Origin of the sequence: Halopseudomonas formosensis (assembly GCF_900115905.1) — a bacterium.
Classification (GTDB): domain Bacteria; phylum Pseudomonadota; class Gammaproteobacteria; order Pseudomonadales; family Pseudomonadaceae; genus Halopseudomonas; species Halopseudomonas formosensis.
Genome location: NZ_FOYD01000003.1, coordinates 89661 through 112234, shown reverse-complemented (window position 1 = coordinate 112234; position 22574 = coordinate 89661). Strand labels below are relative to the sequence as shown.

Here is a 22574-nt window from a genome sequence, read left to right as displayed (position 1 = left end):
CATGGTCATGAAGCAGCAGGTCAAGCGGTTGATGGGCAGCATCTGGCTGGCAGCGCCTCCGGCCCGGGTCCGGCTGGCCCGCCGGGGAACCGTGCTGATGCTGCACCGGGTGCTGGCCAGTGATGCCGAGGCGGATCTGCCGCATCGTCGAGCCCTGTGCATCGGCGCCGGCGCCTTCGACCGACTGCTCGGCTGGCTGAAAAAGCATTTCGACTGCGTACCTCTGGAGGATCTGCTGAGCGCGCCGGCCGGTCAACGTCCGCGGATCAGTCTGACCTTCGACGATGGCTGGCACGACAACGCCGAACAGGCCTTTCCTCTGCTGCAGCGCCACGGCGTACCGGCCAGCATCTTCCTGGCGACTGATTACATAGGTACCTCGCGCCGTTTCTGGTGGGAAGCAATCGGCGAGAGCCTGTGGCAATGCGGCGGGGCCTGTACCGCCCTGCTCTCGGCCCTGGAGGCCGAGGGCCACCCGGTGCCCGCCATCATCCGGGGCGGACAGATGAGCGCGGCGCGCAGCAAGGCGATTGCCCGTTATCTGCAGGGCCTTAAACCGCTGCCACCGGCTCGTCTGGAGCAGCTCACGGGGTTCTGTCCGCCGCAGGACCACTGCGATGCCCTGTCCTGGGAGCAGGTGGCGATGATGGAGGCCTCAGGTCTGATCCGTTTCGGCTCCCACGGTGCCGGCCATGCGATTCTCACCGGGCTGGACGATCCGCAACTGCGGGCCGATATTGCGCGCTCGGCGACAGTGCTACGTGAGCGTTGCCGCCACCCCCTGGAAGTGTTCTGTTACCCCAACGGTGATGTGGATGCGCGGGTGCGCGCAGCGGTCGCCGTTCAGGGTTATCCCCGTGCGCTGGCCACCCGGGCCGGCCTCGTTGCACCGGAAAGCGATCCCCTGGCCTTGCCGCGCATAGATGTCGGCCACAGCGCGGCGCGCTGGCCAGGACTGCTGGGATGGCGGTTGATGCAGGGGGCGTTGCGATGAAAGGCGGCGACTACCTGCGCCACCTGGCGCTGAGCCTGGCTACCCGCCTGACCATGATAGCCCTGCGTCTGGTGCGCAACGTTCTGCTCGCCCGGCTGCTGGGCCCCGCCGACCGTGGCATCTTCGCACTGCTCGCAGCGCTGCCTGACATGATTGTTGCCGTTACCAGCGGCGGGCTGACCAGCGCGGTGGCCTTCCATGCCGCGCGGCAACGGGGTATGGGGCCGCTGCTGGCCCATATCCTGGTGCAGGGGTGCGCACTGGCTGGCGTGCTGACCCTGCTGGTCCTGCTTGCCATCCATAGCCTGGGGAGCCTGCCCGAGTTTGTCGAGCGGCTGGGTCCCTGGGTCTGGGGGCTGCTGATTGCCGTGCCCGTGGTGATCGGCAAGAACGCCTTGCTGGTGCTGCACAATGCCGATGGCCGGGTGGGGCCGTTCAACTCCCTGCGCCTGTTGGAGTCCCTGGGACCCTTGCTGCTTTTCGTGGCGCTGTGGGCGCTGTTTCCCTACGCCGCACTGGAGGCGGCCATCGGCAGCTGGCTGATCGGCCTGGTAATGGTGGTGGTGGTGGGTATCTGCTGGCTGGGACGGTTCCACCAGCTGCGCCCGCGTTGGCAACGGGACGAGCAGGGGGCACTGGCCCGCTACGGCCTGCGCAGCCACCCCGAGGTGCTCTTCCAGCAGGTGCTGCTGCGCGCCGATTATCTGCTGATCGGCATGTTGCTGCCAGCCGCCGAGCTGGGTTATTACGCCATGGCCAGTGCGGCGGTGGAGCTGCTGCTGATTGTTCCCGAAGCGGTCACCACGCCGCTGATGAAGCGCCTGCTGCAGCAGGGCGAAGGCATGGAGCGATTGACACCGCTGGCGCTGCGCCTGACCGCCAGCGTGATGCTGCTGGCCTGCATCCTCATGGCCCTGCTGGGCGAGTGGCTAATCGTCACCCTGTTCGGCGACAGCTACGTCCCGGCCTCGGTGGCACTGCTGGCGCTACTGCCCGGGGTATTCGCCCTGTGCTATGCCAGCATCCTGCGGCTGGATCTTCTGGGCAAGCAACGACCGGGCACCCTGTCGCTGATCACCGGCGTTGCCGCCGGGGTGAATCTGCTGCTCAACCTCTGGTGGATCCCGGGCTGGGGCATTCTCGGCGCGGGCCTGGCCTCCTCGCTGGCTTACGTGCTGGCGGCCACGGCCATGCTCTGGCAGTTCTGCCGGCTGTCCGGGGTGGCCTGGTGGCGGACGCTGTTCCTGCTGCCGGAGGACCTGAACATGCTTCGGTCACTGCTGCGCTCGCGGCAGGGGAGCACAGCCTGATGCGGGGGCTGTTGATGCTCATGCTGGTCATCTGGAGCTGCTGGGGCCTGGCCGATACTCTGGTCTGGGGCAAGCTGCGCGATGGCGATCTGTATCTGAACACGGAGCGGGAAGCCACACTCAGCCTGCGCTGGCAGCCGGCCTGGCAGGCCGATGCCAATCATGAGCAGCTGTATCTGCTGGACGGACACGGCAGGCTCATGCACCAGATTGATGTCGACGCAAGCCAGACCCGTGGGGTGCGCCAGTTCGCCCTTGGCCCCGGCGATGGCGATCATCGTCTGAGCGTGCCCGGATACAGCTTCCGTGCCTGGGAGGTAGAGCTGCCGGGATACGTGCAGGCTCTGTACGAGCCGGTCAAGCTGCACTTCAACTCGGAGGTCGGCCCCGGCGTCCAGCTGTATTTCCGCGTGGCGGCGCGGCAGCAGGCCAGCCTTGCCGGCAAGTACCACGGTGGCGTGAATCTGCTGGTAGCCACGCGTCTGTCCGATGGCCGCCAGGTTCGCCTGCCGTTGCGCGAGCACGAACAGTACTGGGCGTTCGATAACCTGCCACTGCCTGATTCCGAGCGGGACGAGATCTGGCGCCTGGACCTGGGCGGACAGGGCAAGGCAGCCTTCTGGCTGGATGGGACTGACAACCTGTTTGCCATGAAGGTACAGCATCTGCGGCAGGTGCAGTTGCCTCCGGGGCAGGTCGAGCTGACCCTCGGCGCTGCCAGGGTTGGTCGTACCCCCGAGCTGGGCGTGGCCTTGCCCTACACTGACCCGCCCGAGGCGGTCCATCCCCTGCTGCGTGAACTGGGGCTGAGGGCAGCAACCTACTACAGCTTCGTCGATGTCCTGCCCGAACAGCCCGGCCGCGAGATTGGCTATCGGCGACTCTACGCTGAAGAGTTCGGACTGCGCACCAGTGTGACCCTGCTGGCCGGCACCGGAAGACGTGCGGTGCTGGCTGCGGATCCGCAGACGCTGGCGGGGCTGGCCGCCTGGCTGGCTGACAGCGCGCTGCTGGGGCAGGGCCCTCACTATCTGGGATTTGCCGATGAGCCCAATCTCAACTACCCGGACTACCCGAGCTTTGCCCGCTATTTCGGCCGCATGCTAGAGGCGCTGCAGGGTGATCCCCGTGCTGCGCAGGCGGGCATCAGGGTGGTCGCGCCGGCCAGCTCCCGCTGGTTGGATGGTCCCTTCAGGCCCGGGGCGGCACGGCGCCGGGGGGTGGATTGGACGCAGCAGCTGCTGGCGCAATACAGCGATCGGATCGACGCCCTGGCCTGGCATGAATGGATGGTGCGTGATCTGCTGGCAACCCGGCGCTATCGCCAGAGTGTGGCGGCTGCGGCCCGCCTGGTCGGGCTCGACGAGCACGGCCGCCCGCGCAAGGCGCTGCTTCTGGATCAGACCAATATCTCCAGCGGCGCCGCGCTCAGTCCCTATGAGCAGGACAGTCATTTTGCTGCCCTGTGGTGGGCCTCGGTGGTGATCAATTCATCGCAGGATGGCCTGCTGGAGCTGTTGAGCTGGTTCCTGGCGGCGGACGAGCCGGATTATCCCAAGGGCATGCTGAGAATGGATGAGTCTGGCAGTTTCCAGCCCAAGCCGGTGGCTCAGGCTCAGGCGCTGATCGCCCGCCACTGGCTGCCGCAGGTACAGGAGTTGGCCAACGACGCCTTCGAGGTTGATGCCCTGGCTCTGGCCGGCGGACAGCGCCGGGCCGTTCTCGGAGTGAACAAGGTCGGCCGCGAACAACAGGTGCGTCTGATCGGATTGCCCGACGATTGTCGCGGCCTGCGGTTGGAGGGGTTGGGTCCCGAGGGACCACTGGCAAGCCACGCAATTGATTGCACAGAGGGTCAGGGTCGCTTCCGGGTGCCCGGCAATACCCTCTTCATCCTTTACTGGGAGGTATAGCATGCCACAGCAACTGTGGGAAAAGCTGAGACGCAAGGGACTGCGAGGCAGCCTGCGCATCCTGCGTGAACGTTTCCTCTACAGACACTGGGTGCTGCTGGTGCTGGAGCGGGAACTGGTCACACCCCTGCCGCTGCCGCCGCGGCTGGTGGAAGCGAACTGGCCTGCGGTTACGGTGACAGCCCGGCACCTGCCGACGCTGCGGCGCTATTTCCCGGCCTATCTTCCCACGGTGACCGATCTGCTGAAGCGGGAGGGGGTGACAGGCTTCGCCCACCTTGATCGCGAGGGGCATGCTGCCTGTATGGTCTGGGTCAGCGACCGGGACTACTACGATAATCATCTCTACCGCTGCTGGGTGCGGGTGCCGCATGAGTGCATCTACCAGTTCGCCGGGGAGGTGGCACAGCCCTATCGCGCCCGAGGGCTGCCGCTGTTGGTGCTGGACCGGGTATGGGCACACTACCGGGATAGGGGTTTCACCCGGACTCGGGCACTGGTCAGCTGTTCCAACCCACCGGCATTGACCATGCACACCCGACTGGGCTTTCGTGAGATAGGCGAGAGTGTGCATGTCTATTGTCTGTTCGGCTGCCTGCACCTGTCCCGCAGTGAGCGCTACGCTGGGCGTCGTCTGCCTGCGCCCCGTCCACGCGCAGTCATCGGAGGGGCGGTGTGACTGAAACCTACACCTGGTATGACAGTCTTGACCCGGCGATTTTTCCTGAGACGGCCTATGCGCAGCTGCTGGAGCGGTTACCCGAGGTGACTCCCTTCAATCAGCTGGCCTGGCTGCGGGCCTGCGCCGACCAGCTCGCGGGGCGGCAGCTACGCATACTCGCGGCCTGGCAGGGGGAACACATGGTGCTGTGTCTGCCCCTGACCATCGGCCGGGAAAGGCTGCTGGGCATGCCCTGGCGGGTAGTCCGGCACCTCGGATATCCCCTGGCCGACCGTATCGTGCTGGCGGTGGACGGTGTTGACTCCCCTCTGCTCGGGAAAGCCCTGCGGCAGATTCGTTCGCGCCTGCCGCACAGCCTGCTCGAGTTCAACGAAGTGCTGGCCACCGAATCGGCGGACCGGCTGGCGGCGGTCTGGAGCGATCTGTGCTCCTACCGGGAGGACAGGCTGAGTTGCCGGGTACCCGAGCACCGGATCACCGAGGCGGATCACAAGGACCCCACCGGCGTACTGGGCTCGGAGTTGCGCCGGGCGCGCCGGCGGGCGGGGGAGGCGACGGCCCAGCTGCGCCGCCTGGCGCCGGATGCCGGGCAGATGCGCGATCTGGTGGGCGAGCTCGCCGCGGTGGAGCAGGCCAGCTGGAAAGGTGAAGAGGGCGTGGGGCTGTTCTCCCCCGAGCGGCTGCCATTGATGACTGCGGCACTGACCGCCCTGGCAGCCCAGGGCAGGGTGCGGGTGGTCTATCTGGAGCGGGAAGGGCGCTGCATCAGCTACCGACTGGGCCTTCTGGAGCGCGGCCGGCTGTACGATTACAACATCGCCTATCTCCCCGAGTACTCGGCGCTGGGCAGCGGTCGTCTGCTGCTGCATGAATGGCTGATGTGGGGGCTGGAGGAGGGCTGGCAATGGGTGGATGCATCCCGCGTGAGTCTGCACAACTCCAATCACCAGCTGCATGAGCGGATGGATGGGCTGATAGACAATCACCACTGGCGCTTCTGCTCCCGGCGCCCCGGCGGCATCCTTCTGGGCATCGCCTATCGGCTCTGGGCCCGAGTCAAACCACGGATCAGGAAGGAGAAGATGTCATGACCGACTCACGGGTAATAGTCAATGCCGATGATCTGGGTCTGGACAGTGAGACCAATGGCCTGATCTGGGAGGCTTTCGCCCTGGGTTGCGTCTCCTCTGCGACCCTGATGGCCAACATGCCCGCATTCGAGGAGGCCTGTGCCGGTATCGCCGAGCGGGGGCTGCATGGAGCGGTGGGGTTGCACTTCAATCTCACCTACGGCGAGCCGCTGACCGACGGGCTGCGCCGGCACCGGCTGTTCTGCCGCGATGGACAGTTTGACCTGAATCTCCCGCCCTGGCGTCTGCGCCTGGATTCCGCCTCCCGGCAACTGGTGGCGGCCGAGCTGCAGGCGCAATGGGATCGCTGCGTTCGCCATGGTGTCGTGCCCAGCCACATCGACTCCCATCAGCATGTGCACAACCGCCTGCCGGTCGGCAGCGTGGTGGCTGTCTTTGCCGGGCAAAACAGGGTTCCGGTGCGGCTGGCGCGCAATCTGGGACGCAACATAGGGCCACTGAAACGCGCCTACAAGGGATTGCTGAATGCCCACCTGCGTCGGCATTGTACGGCGACCGTCAGGCAGGTCTGCACCCCCCGCGACCTGCTTCACGGCCTGCGCCCCGGTGCGCTGGTCGAGATCGTCGCCCATCCTCGGCGGCTGCCGGACGGCCGTCTTGGTGATGACTACCTGCCGGACGACCAGTCGCTGCAGGCCGTGTTGCAGCGCTGCCTGCCGGGATACCGGAAGATCAGCTATTCCGAGTTGCGGTGACACCACCTGATCCACTCTTCGCTGCCGGCCCCGGCCTGTGGCACAATGCGCCCTTGGACTCCAAAACGGACTCGGGCGTGACCATGAGCGCTTTTCTCAGCCACAGGCGGACCAGCGGATGACCGTACGGCGCACGGCGTTTCTGCTGTGGCCGGGCTGTCACCCGGCGATAGTCATGCCTGCCCTGACGGTACTGCGCTCGGCCAATCGCATGGCCGAGACGCAGCTGTATCGGGTCGACTGCTATACCCTGGACGATGAGTCCCTGGTGTCATCCGAAGGCTGGCAGCTGCCGGCGCGGCGCTGGGATCAGGTGCCTGAGGATCTGGACCAGCTGTGGCTGGTGGCCGATGTGGCGCAGTTGCCGACATCCATTCCACCGGCGCTGGCGCAGCAGCTGCGCAGTCTGGCCCGGGAGGGCGTGACGCTCGGCGGGCTGGAGGAGGGGGTGTTCCCGCTGGCCATGGCCGGTCTGCTGGATGGGCGTCGCTGCGCGGTGCACTGGCGGATGCTGGAGGAGTTTCGCGAGCGCTTCCCGACGGTGCAGGCGGGCACCCGGCTGTTCGAGCGTGACGAGGGACGGATGAGTGGCAGCGGTTACGCCATCACCGATCTGTTCCTGACCCTGGTGACCGAGCACCACGGAGCCGATCTGGCAGCGCTGGTGGCCGAGGACCTGAACATCGAACGCATTCGCCTGGGAAGTGAACAGCAGCGGGTGCCGCTGCGCAACCGTCTGGGCAGTACTCATCCGAAGCTGACCCAGGCCGTGATCCTCATGGAGTCCAATATCGAGGAGCCCTTGACCACCGACGAGATCGCGCGGCACGTGTGTGTCTCCCGGCGGCAGCTGGAACGCATATTCAAGCAGTATCTCAACAGCGTTCCATCGCAGTATTATCTTGAGCTGCGCCTGAATCGGGCGCGGCAGATGCTGCAGCAGACCAGCAAATCCATAATCCAGATAGGTCTGTCCTGCGGTTTTTCCTCTGGCCCGCATTTTTCCAGTGCCTACCGCAACTGTTTCGGTGTCACTCCCCGGGAGGACCGGAACCAGTACCGTGCCCAGCAGGCACAGGACGGACGGGTCAGTTTGTAAGCACGGCATGCACGGCATGCCGATTCGTATGCGCCTCAGGCGATCACAGGAGAGTTGAGTAGATGTCGCAGTCCATGCAGGTCAGCCGCGCCGACTTCGATCGGTACATGATGCCCAATTACGCCCCCGTCGATATGGTGCCGGTGCGAGGGCAGGGATCGCGCCTGTGGGACCAGGAGGGTCGCGAATACATCGACCTGGCCGGCGGCATCGCGGTCAACTCGCTGGGTCACGCCCACCCGGAACTGGTCGAGGTACTCACCCGTCAGGCGCAGAAGCTCTGGCATGTATCCAACATCATGACCAACGAGCCGGCGTTGCGCCTGGCGGCCAAGCTGGTGGCGGCGACCTTCGCAGACCGGGTGCTGTTCGTCAACTCCGGCGCCGAAGCCAACGAAGCGGCCTTCAAGCTGGCCCGGCGCTGGGCGAACGACAATGTCGGTCCGGACAAGCACGAGATCATCGCCTGCAGCAACAGCTTCCATGGTCGGACCCTGTTCACCGTCAGCGTGGGTGGCCAGCCCAAGTACTCCCAGGGCTTCGGTCCGGCCATCGGTGGAATCAGCCACGTGCCTTACAATGACATTGCTGCCCTGGAAGCGCAGATCTCCGAGCGCACCTGTGCCGTGGTGCTGGAGCCGGTACAGGGCGAGGGCGGGGTGATCCCGGCCAGTACCGAATACCTTCAGGCGGTGCGGGCGCTCTGTGACAAGCACAATGCACTGCTGATCTTCGATGAGGTGCAGAGCGGCATGGGTCGTACCGGCAAACTCTACGCCTACATGCACAGCGGCGTGACCCCGGACATCCTGACCAGCGCCAAGGGTATCGGCGGCGGTTTCCCGATTGCCGCCATGCTCACCACCGACCGGGTGGCCCCGGCCCTGAGCGTCGGCACCCATGGCAGCACCTACGGCGGCAACCCGCTGGGCTGTGCCGTGGCTGAAAGGGTACTGGACCTCATCAACACCCCCCAGGTGCTGGAAGGGGTGACCGAACGCCACAACCTGCTGACGCGCGGCCTGCGGACCCTGAATGATGAGCTGGGAGTGTTCTCGGCGGTCCGTGGACAGGGCCTGCTCATCGGTGCGGTATTGGCCGAGCGCTATCAGGGCCAGGCCGGGCAGCTGATGAAACTGGCCCAGCAGGAAGGGGTACTGGTGCTGCAGGCCGGCGCCGACGTTATGCGTCTGGCACCGAGTCTGATCATTCCCGAGGCGGATATTCGTGAAGCGCTGGGACGGCTGCGTACAGCGCTGCTGAAACTGGCGCAGTAACCGGAGGAGACCATGCTCATCCAACGCCTGTGTACCCTGGCGGATCTACCCGAAATCGAGCGGCTGGCCATCGCCAGCCCGGTAGGGATCACCTCCCTGCCGGCCGACCGCGAGCGCCTGTCGGTGATCATCGAGGGTACCGAAGCGGCGATGGATGAGGATGTGGTCTTCACCGGCGACGAGCGTTATTTCTTCGTGCTCGAGGATGTGGACAGCGGCACCCTGGTCGGCTGCAGCAGCATCATCTCCGCTGCCGGCTTCAGCCAGCCGTTCTACACCTTCCGCAACGAGATGTTCGTTCACGCCTCCCGCGAGCTGGGCCTGCACAACCGCATCCATGTACTGTCGCTGTGTCATGACCTGACAGGCCACAGCCTGCTGACCGGCTTCTACATGGATCCGCGTTGGCGCAGCCACGACTCGCTCAAGCTCAACGCCTGTGGCCGGCTGCTGTTCGCCGCCTCCCATCCCCAGCGCTTTGCCGACTCGATAGCGGTGGAGATCTCGGGCATCAGCGACGAGCAAGGCAACTCGCCGTTCTGGGATGGCGTATGTCGGCATTTCTTCGATGTGGACTACGCCGAGGCGGAGCGCCTGGGCAGCAGCCTGGGTCGCAGCGTGCTGGCCGAACTGCTGCCGGGCTACCCCCTGTACGTGCCCATGCTGCCGGATTCGGCCCAGGAAGTGATCGGTCAGGTGCGGCCTGCCTCGCAGATGGTCTATGACATCCTCATGGATGAAGGCTTCGAAAGCGACAACTACATCGATATCTTCGACGGTGGCCCCGTGGTACAGGCGCGCACGGCCGAGCTTCACACGGTACGCGCCAGCCAGGTGGCCAGTGTCCGGATCGGCCAGTCCCTGGAGCCGACCGGCAGCTGGCTGGTGGCCAACGAGAAGGTCAGGGACTTTCGTGCCTGTCTCATCCCGCTGGCCTGGAACCCCGGTGAGCCGGTAATTCTGGATGCGCAGCTGGCGCAACTGCTGAATGTCACCGAGGGTGACAGTCTCAGACTGATCGGAGGGGCCTGAGCATGCTGGTACGGGCGGCAACTGTTGCGGATCTGCCGGCGCTGCTGCAGCTGGCTCTGGAGGCCGGGTCGGGTCTGACCAGTCTGCCCGCCAGTGAGGAGCGTCTGGAACGACGACTGCAGACGGTGGAGGCGAGCTTTGCCGGTACCCTGCCGATGGCCGACGCGGACTACCTGTTCGTGCTGGAGGATGCCTCGGGCCAGGTGATCGGTACCAGCGGTGTGCTGGCGGCGGCGGGTTTGCGTGAGCCCTGGTACAGTTATCGTCGCGGGCTGACGGTCACCGCCAGCCGTGAACTCAACGTGTACCGCCAGCAACCGACGCTGTTTCTGACCAATGATCTGACCGGTGCCTCTGCCCTGTGCTCGCTGTTTCTGAGTCCGCCGTATCGGCACAGTCTCAATGGCCGGCTGCTGTCGCGGGCGCGCTTCATCCATATGGCCGAGTTCGCTGCCGACTTTGCCCCCAGGGTCATAGCCGAGATGCGTGGCCTGTCCGATGCCGAGGGTCGTTCTCCGTTCTGGGACAGTCTGGGCCGGCACTTCTTCCGCATGGACTTTGCCCGGGCGGATTACCTGACAGGCACCGGCAGCAAGTCCTTCATCGCCGAGATGATGCCGAAGTTTCCGCTGTATGCGTGTTTTCTCAGTGAGGCGGCGCGCGCGGCCATGGGCCGGGTGCATCCGGATTCCGAGCCGGCGCTGGTGATGCTGCTGGAGGAGGGGCTGCAGGATCAGGGGTACATCGATATCTTCGACGGCGGCGTCACCATAGAGGCGCCCTTCAATCACATCCGCAGCATCCGCGACAGCCAGACGCTGCTGCTGGCCATAGGCACGCCCGGAGACGAGGCGCAGACCTATCTGATCCACAACCGTGGGCGGGCCGATTGCCGCATCACCGCCGCACCGGGGCGCCTTGCTGCCGGAACCCTGGTGGTTGCCGCCGAGACGGCTGAACGTCTGCGCCTGCGGGCCGGTACGCCGGTGCGGGCCGTCCCACTGCTGGGTGGGGTCGCCGACGTGGACCCCTATGCCGGACCGGTGGCCGGTTGAGTTGATCGGCAGACTCAATCGCCACGATAGAACTATCTGATCCCGCAGGTAATGCATGCCCTGCGGCTATGCCTATATAATGACTCACTTTGCCCGGCGTGAGCCCGGCTGACCTGATCCGTGGTAAGGGACCTATGAAAAGCGCTGAGATCCGTGAAGCTTTCCTTCGCTTCTTTGAAGAGAAGGGCCATACCCGAGTCGCCTCCAGTTCGCTGGTGCCGGCCGATGACCCGACCCTGCTGTTCACCAATGCGGGCATGAACCAGTTCAAGGACTGCTTCCTTGGACTGGAAAAACGCGCCTATACCCGGGCGGTCAGCAGCCAGAAGTGCGTGCGTGCCGGCGGCAAGCACAATGACCTGGAGAATGTGGGCTACACCGCACGGCACCATACCTTCTTCGAGATGCTGGGCAACTTCAGCTTCGGCGATTACTTCAAGCGTGATGCCATTCACTATGCCTGGGAGTTTCTGACCTCGGACAAATGGCTGAATCTGCCTGCCGAGAAGCTCTGGGTCACCGTCTATGCCAGTGATGACGAGGCCTATGACATCTGGACGAAGGAGATCGGTGTACCCGCCGAGCGCATGGTGCGCATCGGTGACAACAAGGGTGCGCCCTACGCCTCGGACAACTTCTGGGCCATGGGTGATACCGGTCCCTGTGGTCCCTGCACCGAGATCTTCTATGATCACGGCGAACATATCTGGGGCGGCCCTCCGGGCAGCCCGGAAGAGGATGGCGATCGCTATATCGAGATCTGGAACAACGTCTTCATGCAGTTCAACCGCACCGCCGATGGTGTGTTGCATCCCCTGCCTGCCCCGAGCGTGGATACCGGCATGGGCCTGGAGCGCATCAGCGCGGTGATGCAGCATGTGAACTCTAACTACGAGATCGACCTGTTCCAGAATCTGCTCAAGGGCGCCGCCGAGGCCATCGGCTGCGCTCAGGAGAACCAAGCCTCGCTGAAGGTGGTGGCCGATCATATCCGCTCCTGCAGCTTCCTGATTGCCGACGGCGTGCTGCCATCGAACGAAGGCCGTGGCTACGTGCTGCGCCGCATCATCCGCCGCGCCTGCCGTCACGGTAACAAGCTTGGTGCGACCGAGACCTTCTTCCACCGCATAGTGCCGACGCTGGTCGCGGAGATGGGCGAGGCCTTCCCCGAGCTTCAGGCGCAGCAGGCCCACATCGAGCGGGTGCTCAAGACCGAGGAAGAGCAGTTCGCCCGTACCCTGGAGCAGGGCCTGCGCATCCTCGAGCAGGATCTGGCCGAGCTCAAGGGCAGCGAGATTCCTGGGGACATCGTCTTCAAGCTGTACGACACCTACGGCTTCCCGATGGACCTGACCGGCGACATCGCCCGCGAGCGCGGGCTGACCATCGACGAAGCCGGGTTCGAAGTCGCCATGGAGGCCCAGCGCGAGCGTGCCCGGGCTGCGAGTCAGTTCGGGCTGGATTACAACCAGCTGGTCAAGGTCGATGCCGACACCCGGTTCGAGGGTTACACCAGCACCAGCGGCGCCGCGCAGATCGTCGCGCTGTTCCGCGATGGTCAGGCGGTAGACAGTCTGGCTGAGGGCGAAAAGGGTGTGGTGGTACTGGACCAGACCCCCTTCTACGCCGAATCCGGCGGGCAGGTCGGCGACAGCGGCTATCTGAGCAGCGCCGGGGTGCGCTTCGATGTACGCGACACCACCAAGGCCGGCGGCGCCCACCTGCACCATGGTGTGGTAACCAGCGGCAGTCTGGCGGTAGGTACCAGCGTCAAGGCGGTGGTGGATGACAGCATCCGCGATGCAACCAAGGCCAACCACTCGGCGACCCACCTGCTGCACGCTGCCCTGCGCCAGATACTCGGCGAACACGTTCAGCAGAAGGGCTCGCTGGTTGACAGCCAGCGCCTGCGCTTCGACTTCAGTCATTTCGAGGCCATCCGTCCCGAGCAGCTGCGCGAGCTGGAGCAGCTGGTCAACGAACAGATCCGCGCCAACTCGGCGGTGGAGATCGAGGTGACCGATATCGAGACCGCCAAGGCCAAGGGCGCCATGGCCCTGTTCGGTGAGAAATATGGTGACCAGGTGCGCGTGCTGACCATGGGAGGCGGCTTCTCCGTCGAGCTCTGCGGTGGCACCCACGTCAGCCGCACCGGGGACATCGGTCTGTTCAAGATCATCAGCGAAGGCGGTATTGCTTCCGGGGTGCGCCGGATCGAGGCGGTCACCGGTGCGGCAGCCATGGCCTGGGTGAATGAGGCCGAGGATCAGCTGCGTCAGGCCGCGCAACTGCTGCGTGGCAACCGGGAGAACCTGCTCGGCAAGCTGTCGGCGGCGCTGGAGCGTACCCAGCAGCTGGAGAAGGAAGTGCAGCAGCTCAAGGCCAGGGCCGCCAGCGCCGCCGGCAGCGACATGGCCGGCGAAGCCCGCGAGATCAACGGCATGCGGGTGCTGATCAAGCGCGTCGACGGTGTCGACGGCAAGGGTCTGCTGGCACTGATCGATCAGCTGAAGAACAAGTTGGGTTCGGCGGTCATCCTGCTCGGTGGCGAGCTGGATGGCAAGGTGGTGCTGGTAGCCGGTGTCACCGGTGACCTGACCGGTCGGGTCAAGGCCGGCGATCTGATTCGCCAGACTGCCCAGGCCGTCGGCGGCAAGGGCGGCGGTCGCCCGGACAGGGCGCAGGGTGGTGGCACCGACGTTGCCGCCTTGGACGCAGCGCTGAACAGCGCGGCCGAGTGGGTGGCACAGCAGTAGGAATTTGAGGGGTCGGCCCTGAGGGCGGACGCAACAAATCGGGCAACCGATTACGGCATGGGGGTTGGTGCAACAAATGGCACTTATTGTCCAGAAGTTTGGTGGTACCTCGGTGGGCAGTGTGGAACGCATTACCCAGGTAGCCGAGAAAATCAGGAAGTTCAGAGCCGAAGGGCACGGGCTGGTGGTCGTGGTCTCCGCCATGAGTGGCGAAACCAACCGGCTGATCGCGCTGGCCAGGGATATCAGCGAGGATCCGGATCCCCGGGAGCTCGATGTGATCCTGTCTACCGGTGAGCAGGTGACCATAGGTCTGCTGGCCATGGCGCTGAAGGCCATTGGGGTGCCGGCCGTGTCCTTTACCGGACCCCAGGTGCGCATCGGTACCGACAACGCCTTCGGCAAGGCGCGTATCCAGCATATTGATGATGGCAAGCTGCGCGATGCGCTGGACAGCGGCAAGGTAGCCATTGTCGCCGGTTTCCAGGGTATGGATGACAACGGCAATATCACCACTCTGGGCCGGGGCGGCTCCGATACTACCGCGGTGGCGCTGGCCGCTGCGCTGAAAGCAGATGAATGTCAGATCTATACTGATGTGGATGGCGTCTACACCACCGACCCCCGGGTGGTAGACAGCGCCCGCCGGCTGGACAAGATCACCTTCGAGGAAATGCTCGAGATGGCCAGTCTCGGCTCCAAGGTATTGCAGATCCGGGCGGTGGAGTTCGCCGGCAAATACAACGTGCCACTGCGTGTGCTGCACAGTTTCAAAGAGGGTCCCGGGACCCTGATTACCCTTGAGGAAGAGCTTTCAATGGAACAGCCCGTCATCTCCGGCATTGCATTCAACCGTGATGAAGCCAAACTGACCATTCGTGGTGTGCCGGACACTCCCGGCGTGGCATACAAGATTCTGGGGCCGGTCAGTGCGGCGAACATCGAGATCGACATGATCGTGCAGAACGTGGCACAGGATCACACCACCGATTTCACCTTCACCGTCAACCGCAGTGACCAGCGTCGTACCGAAGAGATACTGCACAGGGTAGCGGCGGAGATCGGTGCTCGCGAGGTCGCAGGCGACAGCGGCATTGCCAAGGTCTCCATTGTCGGGGTCGGGATGCGCTCCCATGCCGGTGTGGCGAGCAAGATGTTCGAGGCGCTGGCCAAGCATGGCATCAACATCCTGATGATCTCTACCTCGGAGATCAAAATCTCCGTGGTGATCGATGAGAAGTACCTGGAGCTGGCAGTCCGCAGTCTGCATTCGGCCTTCGAGCTGGATGCGCCCTCGGAGCAGGTTACCGAGTAAGGGACGTCGTTTCGGGCGAAAATGGGGCGGGCGCAGCAGCGTCTGCCTCTGGCCAGGGCATTAAAAGGTTCATCCAATCGAACGCCCGGGCAAGGTTGTGGTCACACTTAGGCGAACGTGACGGCCAATACAAGGGCCCGGGTTTTTCGGACTGTGTCCTGATTAAATGAGCAAGGAGAAATGGAATGCTTATTCTGACTCGCAGGGTGGGTGAAACCCTGATGGTAGGTGATGAAGTAACGGTAACTGTGCTGGGTGTGAAGGGCAATCAGGTCCGAATCGGCGTCAACGCTCCGAAAGAAGTGGCGGTTCACCGCGAGGAAATCTACCAGCGCATCCAGAAAGAAAAGGATGAGTCATCAAATACCTAATTTTCTTAAATTTTTCATTGCATTAGCGCAGCGGCACGGTTAATATTCTGCGCGTGTTACGGAGAGGTGGCCGAGAGGCCGAAGGCGCTCCCCTGCTAAGGGAGTACACCTCAAAAGGGTGTCGAGGGTTCGAATCCCTCCCTCTCCGCCACTTTTGTATTGTAGAGTTGTCAACAGGTAATTTCTTGAATTAAAAAGAAAAAACAGGTTGACAGGCAAAGAGAACACTCTATAATACGCACCCACAACGCACTCGTAGCTCAGCTGGATAGAGTACTCGGCTACGAACCGAGCGGTCGGAGGTTCGAATCCTCCCGAGTGCGCCATACGGAAAGCCCACTGCCCAGGCAGTGGGTTTTTTTTCGTCTCGAGTTTCTCCGTGCTGGCCCGCGCACGCGCCGCTTGCTCGGACCAGTGCCTGGCGGCTTTCCTGATCACTACCGTTCGAATTGGCGGTCTACTTCCGCTTTGTGATTGATTGGAAGCCCGAGCACAGGTACATTCAACCGGCTCATCAGGATCCGGATACCTGACCAAGGGGGAATAACAATGACGTCCAATGAGTTGCTGATGGAGGGGGTGGAGCTGATGTTCGTCGGAATGGGGGCGGTATTCCTGTTCCTCATCCTGCTGGTCGGCTGCACCAATCTCATGTCCTGGCTGGTATCGCGTTTCTTTCCGGAGCAGGCGCCGGTTGCTGCTGCGCCGGTCCGCAAGGCGCCCGCAAGCGAGCCGGCTGTTGATCCCGAGATGCTGGCGGTCATCACTGCCGCGATACGCCAGCATCGCTCCCGTCGCGCAGCCTGACCGATTCTGCGCATAACGCAAAAGACAAGATAAACAATAAGGTCTGACCTACATGAGTGACTTGCAACCCGGTGCACTGGGTATCACCGATGTCATCCTGCGGGATGCGCACCAATCCATTCTTGCTACCCGCATGCGTCTTGAAGACATGTTGCCCATTGCCGAGAAGCTAGATCGGGTGGGGTTCTGGTCTGTCGAGTCCTGGGGCGGAGCCACCTTCGACGCCTGCATCCGTTATCTGGGCGAGGACCCCTGGGAGCGCATCCGCGAGCTGAAACGGGCCATGCCCAATACCCGGCAGCAGATGCTGCTGCGCGGTCAGAACCTGCTTGGCTACCGCCATTATGCCGATGATGTGGTGGAGAAGTTCGTCGAGCGCGCCGCGTACAATGGTGTGGACGTGTTCCGAGTGTTTGATGCGATGAACGATCCGCGCAATCTGGAGACCGCATTGCAGGCGGTGCGTCAGGTCGGCAAGCATGCTCAGGGCACCATCTCCTATACCACCAGCCCGGTGCATACCCTGGATATGTGGGTGGACCTGGCCAGGCGAATCGAAGACATGGGTGCCGACTCGCTTGCCATCAAGGATATGGCCGGCATTCTCACCCCCTATGTCGCATTCGAACTGGTTTCCAGACTCAAGCAGACCCTGAGCATCCCGATCCACATGCAGTGCCATGCCACTGCCGGTTTGTCTTCGGCGGCCATCCTCAAGGCCGCAGAGGCGGGTATCGACAACGTGGATACCGCCATTTCGTCCATGTCCATGACCTATGGCCATTCGCCGACCGAGTCCATCGTCGCGATGTTCCAGAACACGCCCAGGGACACCGGACTGGACCTCAATCTACTGGAGGAGATTGCGGCCTACTTCCGCGAGGTGCGCAAGAAGTACGCGAAATTCGAGGGCAACCTCAAGGGTGTGGACGCACGCATTCTGGTCGCCCAGGTTCCCGGCGGCATGCTCACCAACATGGAGAGCCAGCTGAAGGAGCAGGGCGCCGGAGACAAGTTCGACCAGGTGCTCGAGGAGATTCCCCGGGTACGTGAGGATCTGGGCTTCATTCCGCTGGTAACGCCCACCTCGCAGATCGTCGGTACCCAGGCGGTACTGAACGTGCTCACCGGTGAGCGTTACAAGTCCATCACCAAGGAAACCGCCGGTGTACTCAAGGGCGAGTATGGTGCCGCGCCGGCGCCGTTCAATGCCGGCCTGCAGGCCCGGGTTCTGGATGGCGCAGAGCCGATCACCTGTCGCCCGGCGGATCTGCTCGAGCCGGAGCTGGATCGTCTGACCGAAGAGCTGCGCGAAATTGCTGCGCAGAAGGGCATCCAGCTCGGCGCCAATGAGATCGATGATGTGTTGACCTACGCCCTGTTCCCGCAGATCGGCCTCAAGTTTCTGGAAAACCGCGGCAACCCGGCGGCCTTCGAGCCGGTGCCCACGGGCCGGGAGACAGCGGCAGCACCGGCGACGGGACCGGAGGTCTACACCGTCTCGGTCAATGGTCGCGATTTCGTGGTTCAGGTGGCCGAGGGCGGTGATATCAGTGGCATCAAGCCGCTGAGTGGTGTCAGCAGCGCTGCACCCGCTCCGGCGTCGGCGGCTGGTGATGGCGAGCCGCAGGGCGCGCCACTGGCCGGCAATATCTTCAAGGTGCTGGTCAATCCCGGCGATCAGGTCGAGGAGGGTGAGCTGATTCTCATCCTGGAAGCCATGAAGATGGAGACCGAGGTCCGTGCCAAGCGCTCGGGTGTCATTGCGTCCGTCGCAGTCAAGGCCGGCGATGCCGTGGCCGTGGGCGACACCCTGGTGACCATAGGCTGAGGAGAGCTCCATGGAAAAGCTGGCACTCTTGTGGCAGACCACAGGTCTGTACCACATTGCACCCGGCCAGGTGCTGATGATCCTGGTCTGTCTGCTGTTGATCTATCTGGCCATCCGCAAGGGGTTCGAGCCCCTGCTGCTGATTCCCATCGGTTTCGGCGGTGTGCTGGCCAACCTGCCGGTGGCGGGCATGGCCGAGGCCGGGGGGTTGCTCAGGCTGATCTACGATATCGGCATTCCCACCAGTGTGTTCCCGCTGCTGATCTTCATGGGCGTGGGCGCCATGACCGATTTCGGTCCGATGCTGGCCAACCCCCGCACCCTGCTGCTGGGCGCGGCGGCGCAGTTCGGCATCTTCGGTACTCTGCTCGGGGCGCTGGCGTTGACCGCTTGGGGCGTTCCCGGTTTCGAGTTCACCCTGCGTGAAGCGGCCTCGATCGCCATCATCGGCGGGGCGGATGGTCCGACCTCGATCTTCGTCACCTCCAAGCTGGCGCCGGATCTGCTCGGCCCCATTGCCGTGGCAGCCTACTCCTACATGGCACTGGTGCCGCTGATCCAGCCACCGATCATGCGTGCGCTGACCACCGAACAGGAGCGGGCCATTGTCATGACCCAGCTGCGCACCGTGAGCAAGACCGAGAAGATCGTCTTTCCGCTGGTGTTGCTGCTGCTCATCTCCCTGCTGCTGCCGGATGCCGCGCCGCTGGTAGGCATGTTCTGCTTCGGTAACCTGATGCGCGAGTGTGGCGTGGTGGAGCGTCTGGCCGATACCACCCGTAACGCCCTGATCAATATCGTCACCATTGCCCTGGGGCTGGCGGTGGGCTCCAAGCTGTCGTCCGATGCCTTTCTGCAGCTGACTACCCTGGGGATTCTGGTGCTGGGCATGATTGCCTTCTGCATGGGCACCGCCGGTGGGGTGCTGATGGCCAAGCTGATGAACCTGTTCAGCAAGCACAAGATCAACCCCCTGATCGGGTCGGCAGGGGTGTCGGCGGTGCCTATGGCAGCGCGGGTGTCGAACAAGGTGGGGCTGGAGTCCAATCCGCAGAACTTCCTGCTAATGCACGCCATGGGTCCGAACGTGGCGGGTGTGATCGGCTCCGCGGTCGCCGCTGGTATCCTGCTGGCCTTCGTCAGCTGATATCCGCTTTGCGGAAACGAAAGAGCCCGCCAGGCAACCCTGGCGGGCTCTTTCATTTCCGGTCCCCGGCGGGGGTGTCTGGAGCTGACTGCCGATCAGGCCTGTTCGGCGGCCAACAGGGCAAGCAGCGCGTTCTGCTGGCGGCGGCTCATCTCACGGAAGCGCAGCAGCAGTTCACGCTCGGGTTGATTCAGTGCATCGATCTGCTGATCGTTGAGCGCCTGGCGAGAGGGGTACTCGGGCAGGCTCGGCAGGTCCAGCAGACTGTGCTCCAGACGTGCAATGATCTCGGAGTTCATGCTGCGGTGATGTTGCTTGGCAACTTCTGCTATGCGGTCTCGCATGCCTTCGGGCAGTCGAACGACAAACTTGTCGGCGGTGCGGCTAGTGTAGTGCTGAAGTGCAGTTTTCATGGGCAAAAATATCGCTTTTAGCTGATGAATCGATCCCGGCCAGTTGGAACCCTATGGCTTCCTGCCATCCAAGCTGCCGTGTCGTTGGGCTGGCAGATGACCCACGAGCCCGTGACATGGACAACGGATAAAGGCATTTTGCTCAAATTCAATGCCCGATCTTCCTGCGTCCGCTCCCAAAGTGCCGGAAATACGTCCACAAGGTGACGACTTTCCGACGCTGGCCATTTGAGATCGAACTTTGGCAGCATTTGTCAAGGTGGTCAAGTATTCCTGTAATCGGGTAATATCCGCCACGCTGAAACCTGCATTTCCGTGCGCTTGTAGCTCAGCTGGATAGAGCAATCGCCTCCTAAGCGATAGGTCCCCGGTTCGAATCCGGGCTTGCGCACCATTTCCTCCCCATGCCGCCGTTGCGTTTTGCTTCGGGCGCAGCGCGAAACCTTCGCTAAACTTGTTCGGACCTCTCGCCGCAACCCGGGTTTGCTGCCAGAATACAGCGGTTTACCTCTCGTCCTGAATATGAAGGGAATGTTATGGGCGCTCTATCCACTCATCGTTGGAAATTCTTCCGTGCCGGCGGTTTCGACCAGGTGCAACTGGAAACTCCGGAAGACCTGGCTGCATTGCGTGGTCTGGACCAGAAGCTGTGGGCCGCGCTGGCCTGTCCCACCCGCAATCTTGAACTGGACCAGCGCATGCTGGCCTATATAGATACCAACGGCGATGGGCGGATCCGTGCGCCGGAGATCCTGGACGCGGTGGACTGGACCCTGGCCCATCTGGCCGATCCCCAGAGCCTGTTCCGGGAAGAGCCCCTGACGCTGGCGTCCTTCCCTGACACCGAGGACGGCCACCGTCTTGCCGCTGCAGCGCAGCGGTTGCTGAAGGTGCTGGGCCGTGACCCCGAGCAGGGGCTGACAGCGGCGGATACCGATGACCTGGCAGCGCTGTTCCCGCCGGGTGAGACCAACGGCGACGGTCTGGTGCCGGCCAGCCTGACCAGTGACGCCGGGCTGCAGGCGGCCATTGCCGATATCATCAGCTGTCTGGGTGGCGAGCAGGATCGCAGTGGAGAGCCTGCCGTCTCCGAAGCACTGATCAACGAGTTCTTCGATCAGGCCCGTCAAGTGCAGGAGTGGCAACAGGGCGGTGCGCAGCACGGCGTGCAGTCGCTTGGTCCGGACGAGGAGCAGGCGGTTGCTGCCATCAGTGCACTGCGCGACAAGATCGATGATTACTTCACCCGGGTGGAGATGGCGGCCTTCGACCCGCGGGCGGCCAGCATCATGAATGCCGATGAGGCCGAGCTGACACGCCTGTCTGCCCTGAACCTGGCCGATGCCAGCCAGATTGCCGATCTGCCCCTGGCCAGCCTGCAGTACGGCGAGAGCCTGCCGCTGCAGCAGGGCATAAACCCTGCCTGGCGACCGGCTATGCTGGCTCTGCGCGAGCATGTGGTGCGTCCGGTGCTGGGCGATGTGGAGTCCATCACACGCAGCCAGTGGCAGGAGCTGACCGCGCGCAGCGATGACTATTTTGCCTGGCAGGCAGCCAAGCCCCAGGTGCGCATTCTCGAGGTCCTGAGTGTGGAGCGCGTTGTCGAGCTGGTGGAGCAGGGCGTGCAGCCGCGCCTGCTGGAACTGGTGGCCAGGGACCTGGAAGTGGCCGAGGCCGCCGGTGGTCTGGTGGATCTGGACAAGTTGCTGCGTCTGCAACGGGGACTGGTAACCCTGCTGCGCAACTTCGTGTCCTTCCAGAACTTCTACTGGCGTCGGGAGAAGGCCATTTTCCAGGCCGGCCGGCTGTACATCGATGGCCGCAGCTGCGATCTCGTGGTGGAAGTGGGCGATGTGGATGCCCACAGTGCAGTGGCCGCCAACAGCGAGAGTTTCCTGCTGTATTGCGCCTGTACCCGTCGTGGCCAGCCGGTCAGGGACCGGGAGACGCTGAACATAGTGGCAGCGGTCACCGCGGGTGAGCAGAGCGAGCTGGCGGTGGGACGCAACGGCCTGTTCTATGATCGCGATGGCAACGACTGGGACGCCACCGTGGTCAAGGTGGTGCAGAGCGCCATCAGCGTACGGGAAGCCTTCTGGTCACCCTACCGCCGGATCTCCAAGCTGGTGTCCGACCAGATCCAGAAATTCGCCGCCAGCCGTGATGACGCCCTGGTCAACAACGCAGCCGCCCAGGTCGGCACCAGTGCAACCGCGCCGGCGGAAGCCAGTGCCGCCTCCAAGACCTTCGACATTGCCAAGTTTGCCGGGATCTTTGCCGCCATCGGCCTGGCGGTTGGTGCGCTGGGCGCCGCCCTGGCTGCCATCTTCAGCGGACTGATGTCGCTGCAGTGGTGGCAGTGGCCTCTGGTGGTGGTGGGTGTGCTGCTGGCCATTTCCGGTCCGTCGATGCTGATGGCCTGGTTCAAGCTGCGCCGGCGCAACCTGGGGCCGATCCTTGATGCCAACGGCTGGGCAGTCAACAGCCAGGCGCGGATCAACATCGCCTTCGGCACCGCGCTTACCCAGCTGGCCACTCTGCCCGGTGGGTCGGCCCGTTCCCTGCGCGATCCCTATGCCGCCCGCAGGCCGGTATGGCCCTGGCTGCTGTTGCTGGTGGTGGTACTGGGGCTGGCCCTGTTCGGTCTCCAGGCCGGCTGGTTTTCCGCCTCGGTGACGCCGCCTGCCGCGCCGCCGGCCTGACAACGGCGTGATCCGGAGAAGGCA

The 22574-nt window shown here is 63.7% G+C and carries 18 protein-coding genes and 3 tRNA genes; 20 read left to right on the top strand and 1 reads right to left on the bottom strand.

Annotation, left to right across the window (positions count from 1 at the left end):
- The first annotated feature begins 1 nt into the window (after position 1).
- From BM046_RS05860 to BM046_RS05775, 18 genes are all read left to right on the top strand, one after another.
- Positions 2-994 carry a polysaccharide deacetylase family protein gene (locus BM046_RS05860; protein ID WP_090537952.1) on the top strand — a complete coding sequence of 331 codons (993 nt, stop codon included), beginning with the start codon at positions 2-4 and terminating at the stop codon, positions 992-994.
- On the top strand, positions 991-2304 hold the full coding sequence (locus tag BM046_RS05855; RefSeq protein ID WP_090537950.1) for an oligosaccharide flippase family protein: 1314 nt from the start codon (positions 991-993) through the stop codon (positions 2302-2304). The genes BM046_RS05860 and BM046_RS05855 overlap by 4 nt, the downstream gene beginning before the upstream one ends.
- On the top strand, positions 2304-4217 hold the full coding sequence (locus BM046_RS05850) for a hypothetical protein (RefSeq protein WP_090537948.1): 1914 nt from the start codon (positions 2304-2306) through the stop codon (positions 4215-4217). Before BM046_RS05855 ends, BM046_RS05850 begins: the two co-directional genes overlap by 1 nt.
- Position 4218: 1 nt before the next feature.
- Positions 4219-4896 (top strand): GNAT family N-acetyltransferase, encoded by a 678-nt coding sequence (locus tag BM046_RS05845; protein ID WP_090537947.1) that lies wholly within the window; start codon positions 4219-4221, stop codon positions 4894-4896.
- The gene (locus BM046_RS05840; protein ID WP_090537945.1) at positions 4893-5990 is read left to right on the top strand and encodes a GNAT family N-acetyltransferase; all 1098 of its coding nucleotides are present in this window, start codon (positions 4893-4895) and stop codon (positions 5988-5990) included. The genes BM046_RS05845 and BM046_RS05840 overlap by 4 nt, the downstream gene beginning before the upstream one ends.
- Positions 5987-6745 (top strand): ChbG/HpnK family deacetylase, encoded by a 759-nt coding sequence (locus BM046_RS05835; protein ID WP_090537943.1) that lies wholly within the window; start codon positions 5987-5989, stop codon positions 6743-6745. The genes BM046_RS05840 and BM046_RS05835 overlap by 4 nt, the downstream gene beginning before the upstream one ends.
- A gap of 118 nt (positions 6746-6863) precedes the next feature.
- A complete protein-coding gene (locus BM046_RS05830) occupies positions 6864-7844 on the top strand; it encodes a GlxA family transcriptional regulator (RefSeq protein ID WP_090537941.1) in 981 nt (326 codons plus the stop codon).
- A 62-nt stretch (positions 7845-7906) separates the two neighbouring features.
- A complete protein-coding gene (locus BM046_RS05825) occupies positions 7907-9121 on the top strand; it encodes an aspartate aminotransferase family protein (RefSeq protein WP_090537940.1) in 1215 nt (404 codons plus the stop codon).
- A gap of 12 nt (positions 9122-9133) precedes the next feature.
- A complete protein-coding gene (locus tag BM046_RS05820) occupies positions 9134-10153 on the top strand; it encodes an arginine N-succinyltransferase (protein WP_090537938.1) in 1020 nt (339 codons plus the stop codon).
- Between the two features lie 2 nt (positions 10154-10155).
- On the top strand, positions 10156-11208 hold the full coding sequence (gene astA / locus BM046_RS05815) for an arginine N-succinyltransferase (protein WP_090537936.1): 1053 nt from the start codon (positions 10156-10158) through the stop codon (positions 11206-11208).
- Positions 11209-11342: 134 nt separating this feature from the next.
- Positions 11343-13964, top strand: a complete 2622-nt coding sequence (gene alaS / locus BM046_RS05810) for an alanine--tRNA ligase (RefSeq protein WP_090537934.1) — start codon at positions 11343-11345, stop codon at positions 13962-13964.
- A 76-nt stretch (positions 13965-14040) separates the two neighbouring features.
- Positions 14041-15279 carry an aspartate kinase gene (locus BM046_RS05805; RefSeq protein ID WP_090537932.1) on the top strand — a complete coding sequence of 413 codons (1239 nt, stop codon included), beginning with the start codon at positions 14041-14043 and terminating at the stop codon, positions 15277-15279.
- A gap of 185 nt (positions 15280-15464) precedes the next feature.
- Positions 15465-15650, top strand: coding sequence for a carbon storage regulator CsrA (csrA, locus tag BM046_RS05800; protein ID WP_090537930.1), 186 nt, complete (start codon positions 15465-15467; stop codon positions 15648-15650).
- Between the two features lie 60 nt (positions 15651-15710).
- Positions 15711-15801: transfer RNA gene (locus tag BM046_RS05795), tRNA-Ser, on the top strand.
- Positions 15802-15899: 98 nt separating this feature from the next.
- A tRNA-Arg gene (locus tag BM046_RS05790) sits at positions 15900-15976 on the top strand.
- A gap of 223 nt (positions 15977-16199) precedes the next feature.
- Positions 16200-16457, top strand: coding sequence for an OadG family protein (locus BM046_RS05785; RefSeq protein ID WP_090537929.1), 258 nt, complete (start codon positions 16200-16202; stop codon positions 16455-16457).
- A 52-nt stretch (positions 16458-16509) separates the two neighbouring features.
- Positions 16510-18288, top strand: coding sequence for a sodium-extruding oxaloacetate decarboxylase subunit alpha (gene oadA / locus BM046_RS05780; protein WP_090537927.1), 1779 nt, complete (start codon positions 16510-16512; stop codon positions 18286-18288).
- Positions 18289-18298: 10 nt separating this feature from the next.
- Positions 18299-19435, top strand: a complete 1137-nt coding sequence (locus BM046_RS05775; protein ID WP_090537925.1) for a sodium ion-translocating decarboxylase subunit beta — start codon at positions 18299-18301, stop codon at positions 19433-19435.
- 95 nt (positions 19436-19530) lie between these two features.
- On the opposite strand, the gene BM046_RS05770 is transcribed toward BM046_RS05775, so the two are convergent.
- Positions 19531-19848, bottom strand: a complete 318-nt coding sequence (locus tag BM046_RS05770) for an Arc family DNA-binding protein (protein WP_090537923.1) — start codon at positions 19846-19848, stop codon at positions 19531-19533.
- 317 nt (positions 19849-20165) lie between these two features.
- Here BM046_RS05770 and BM046_RS05765 point away from each other — a divergent pair.
- Positions 20166-20242, top strand: a tRNA-Arg gene (locus BM046_RS05765).
- A 142-nt stretch (positions 20243-20384) separates the two neighbouring features.
- Entirely contained in the window at positions 20385-22550 is a 2166-nt protein-coding gene (locus BM046_RS05760) for a hypothetical protein (protein ID WP_177197799.1), read from the top strand.
- Positions 22551-22574 lie beyond the last annotated feature (24 nt).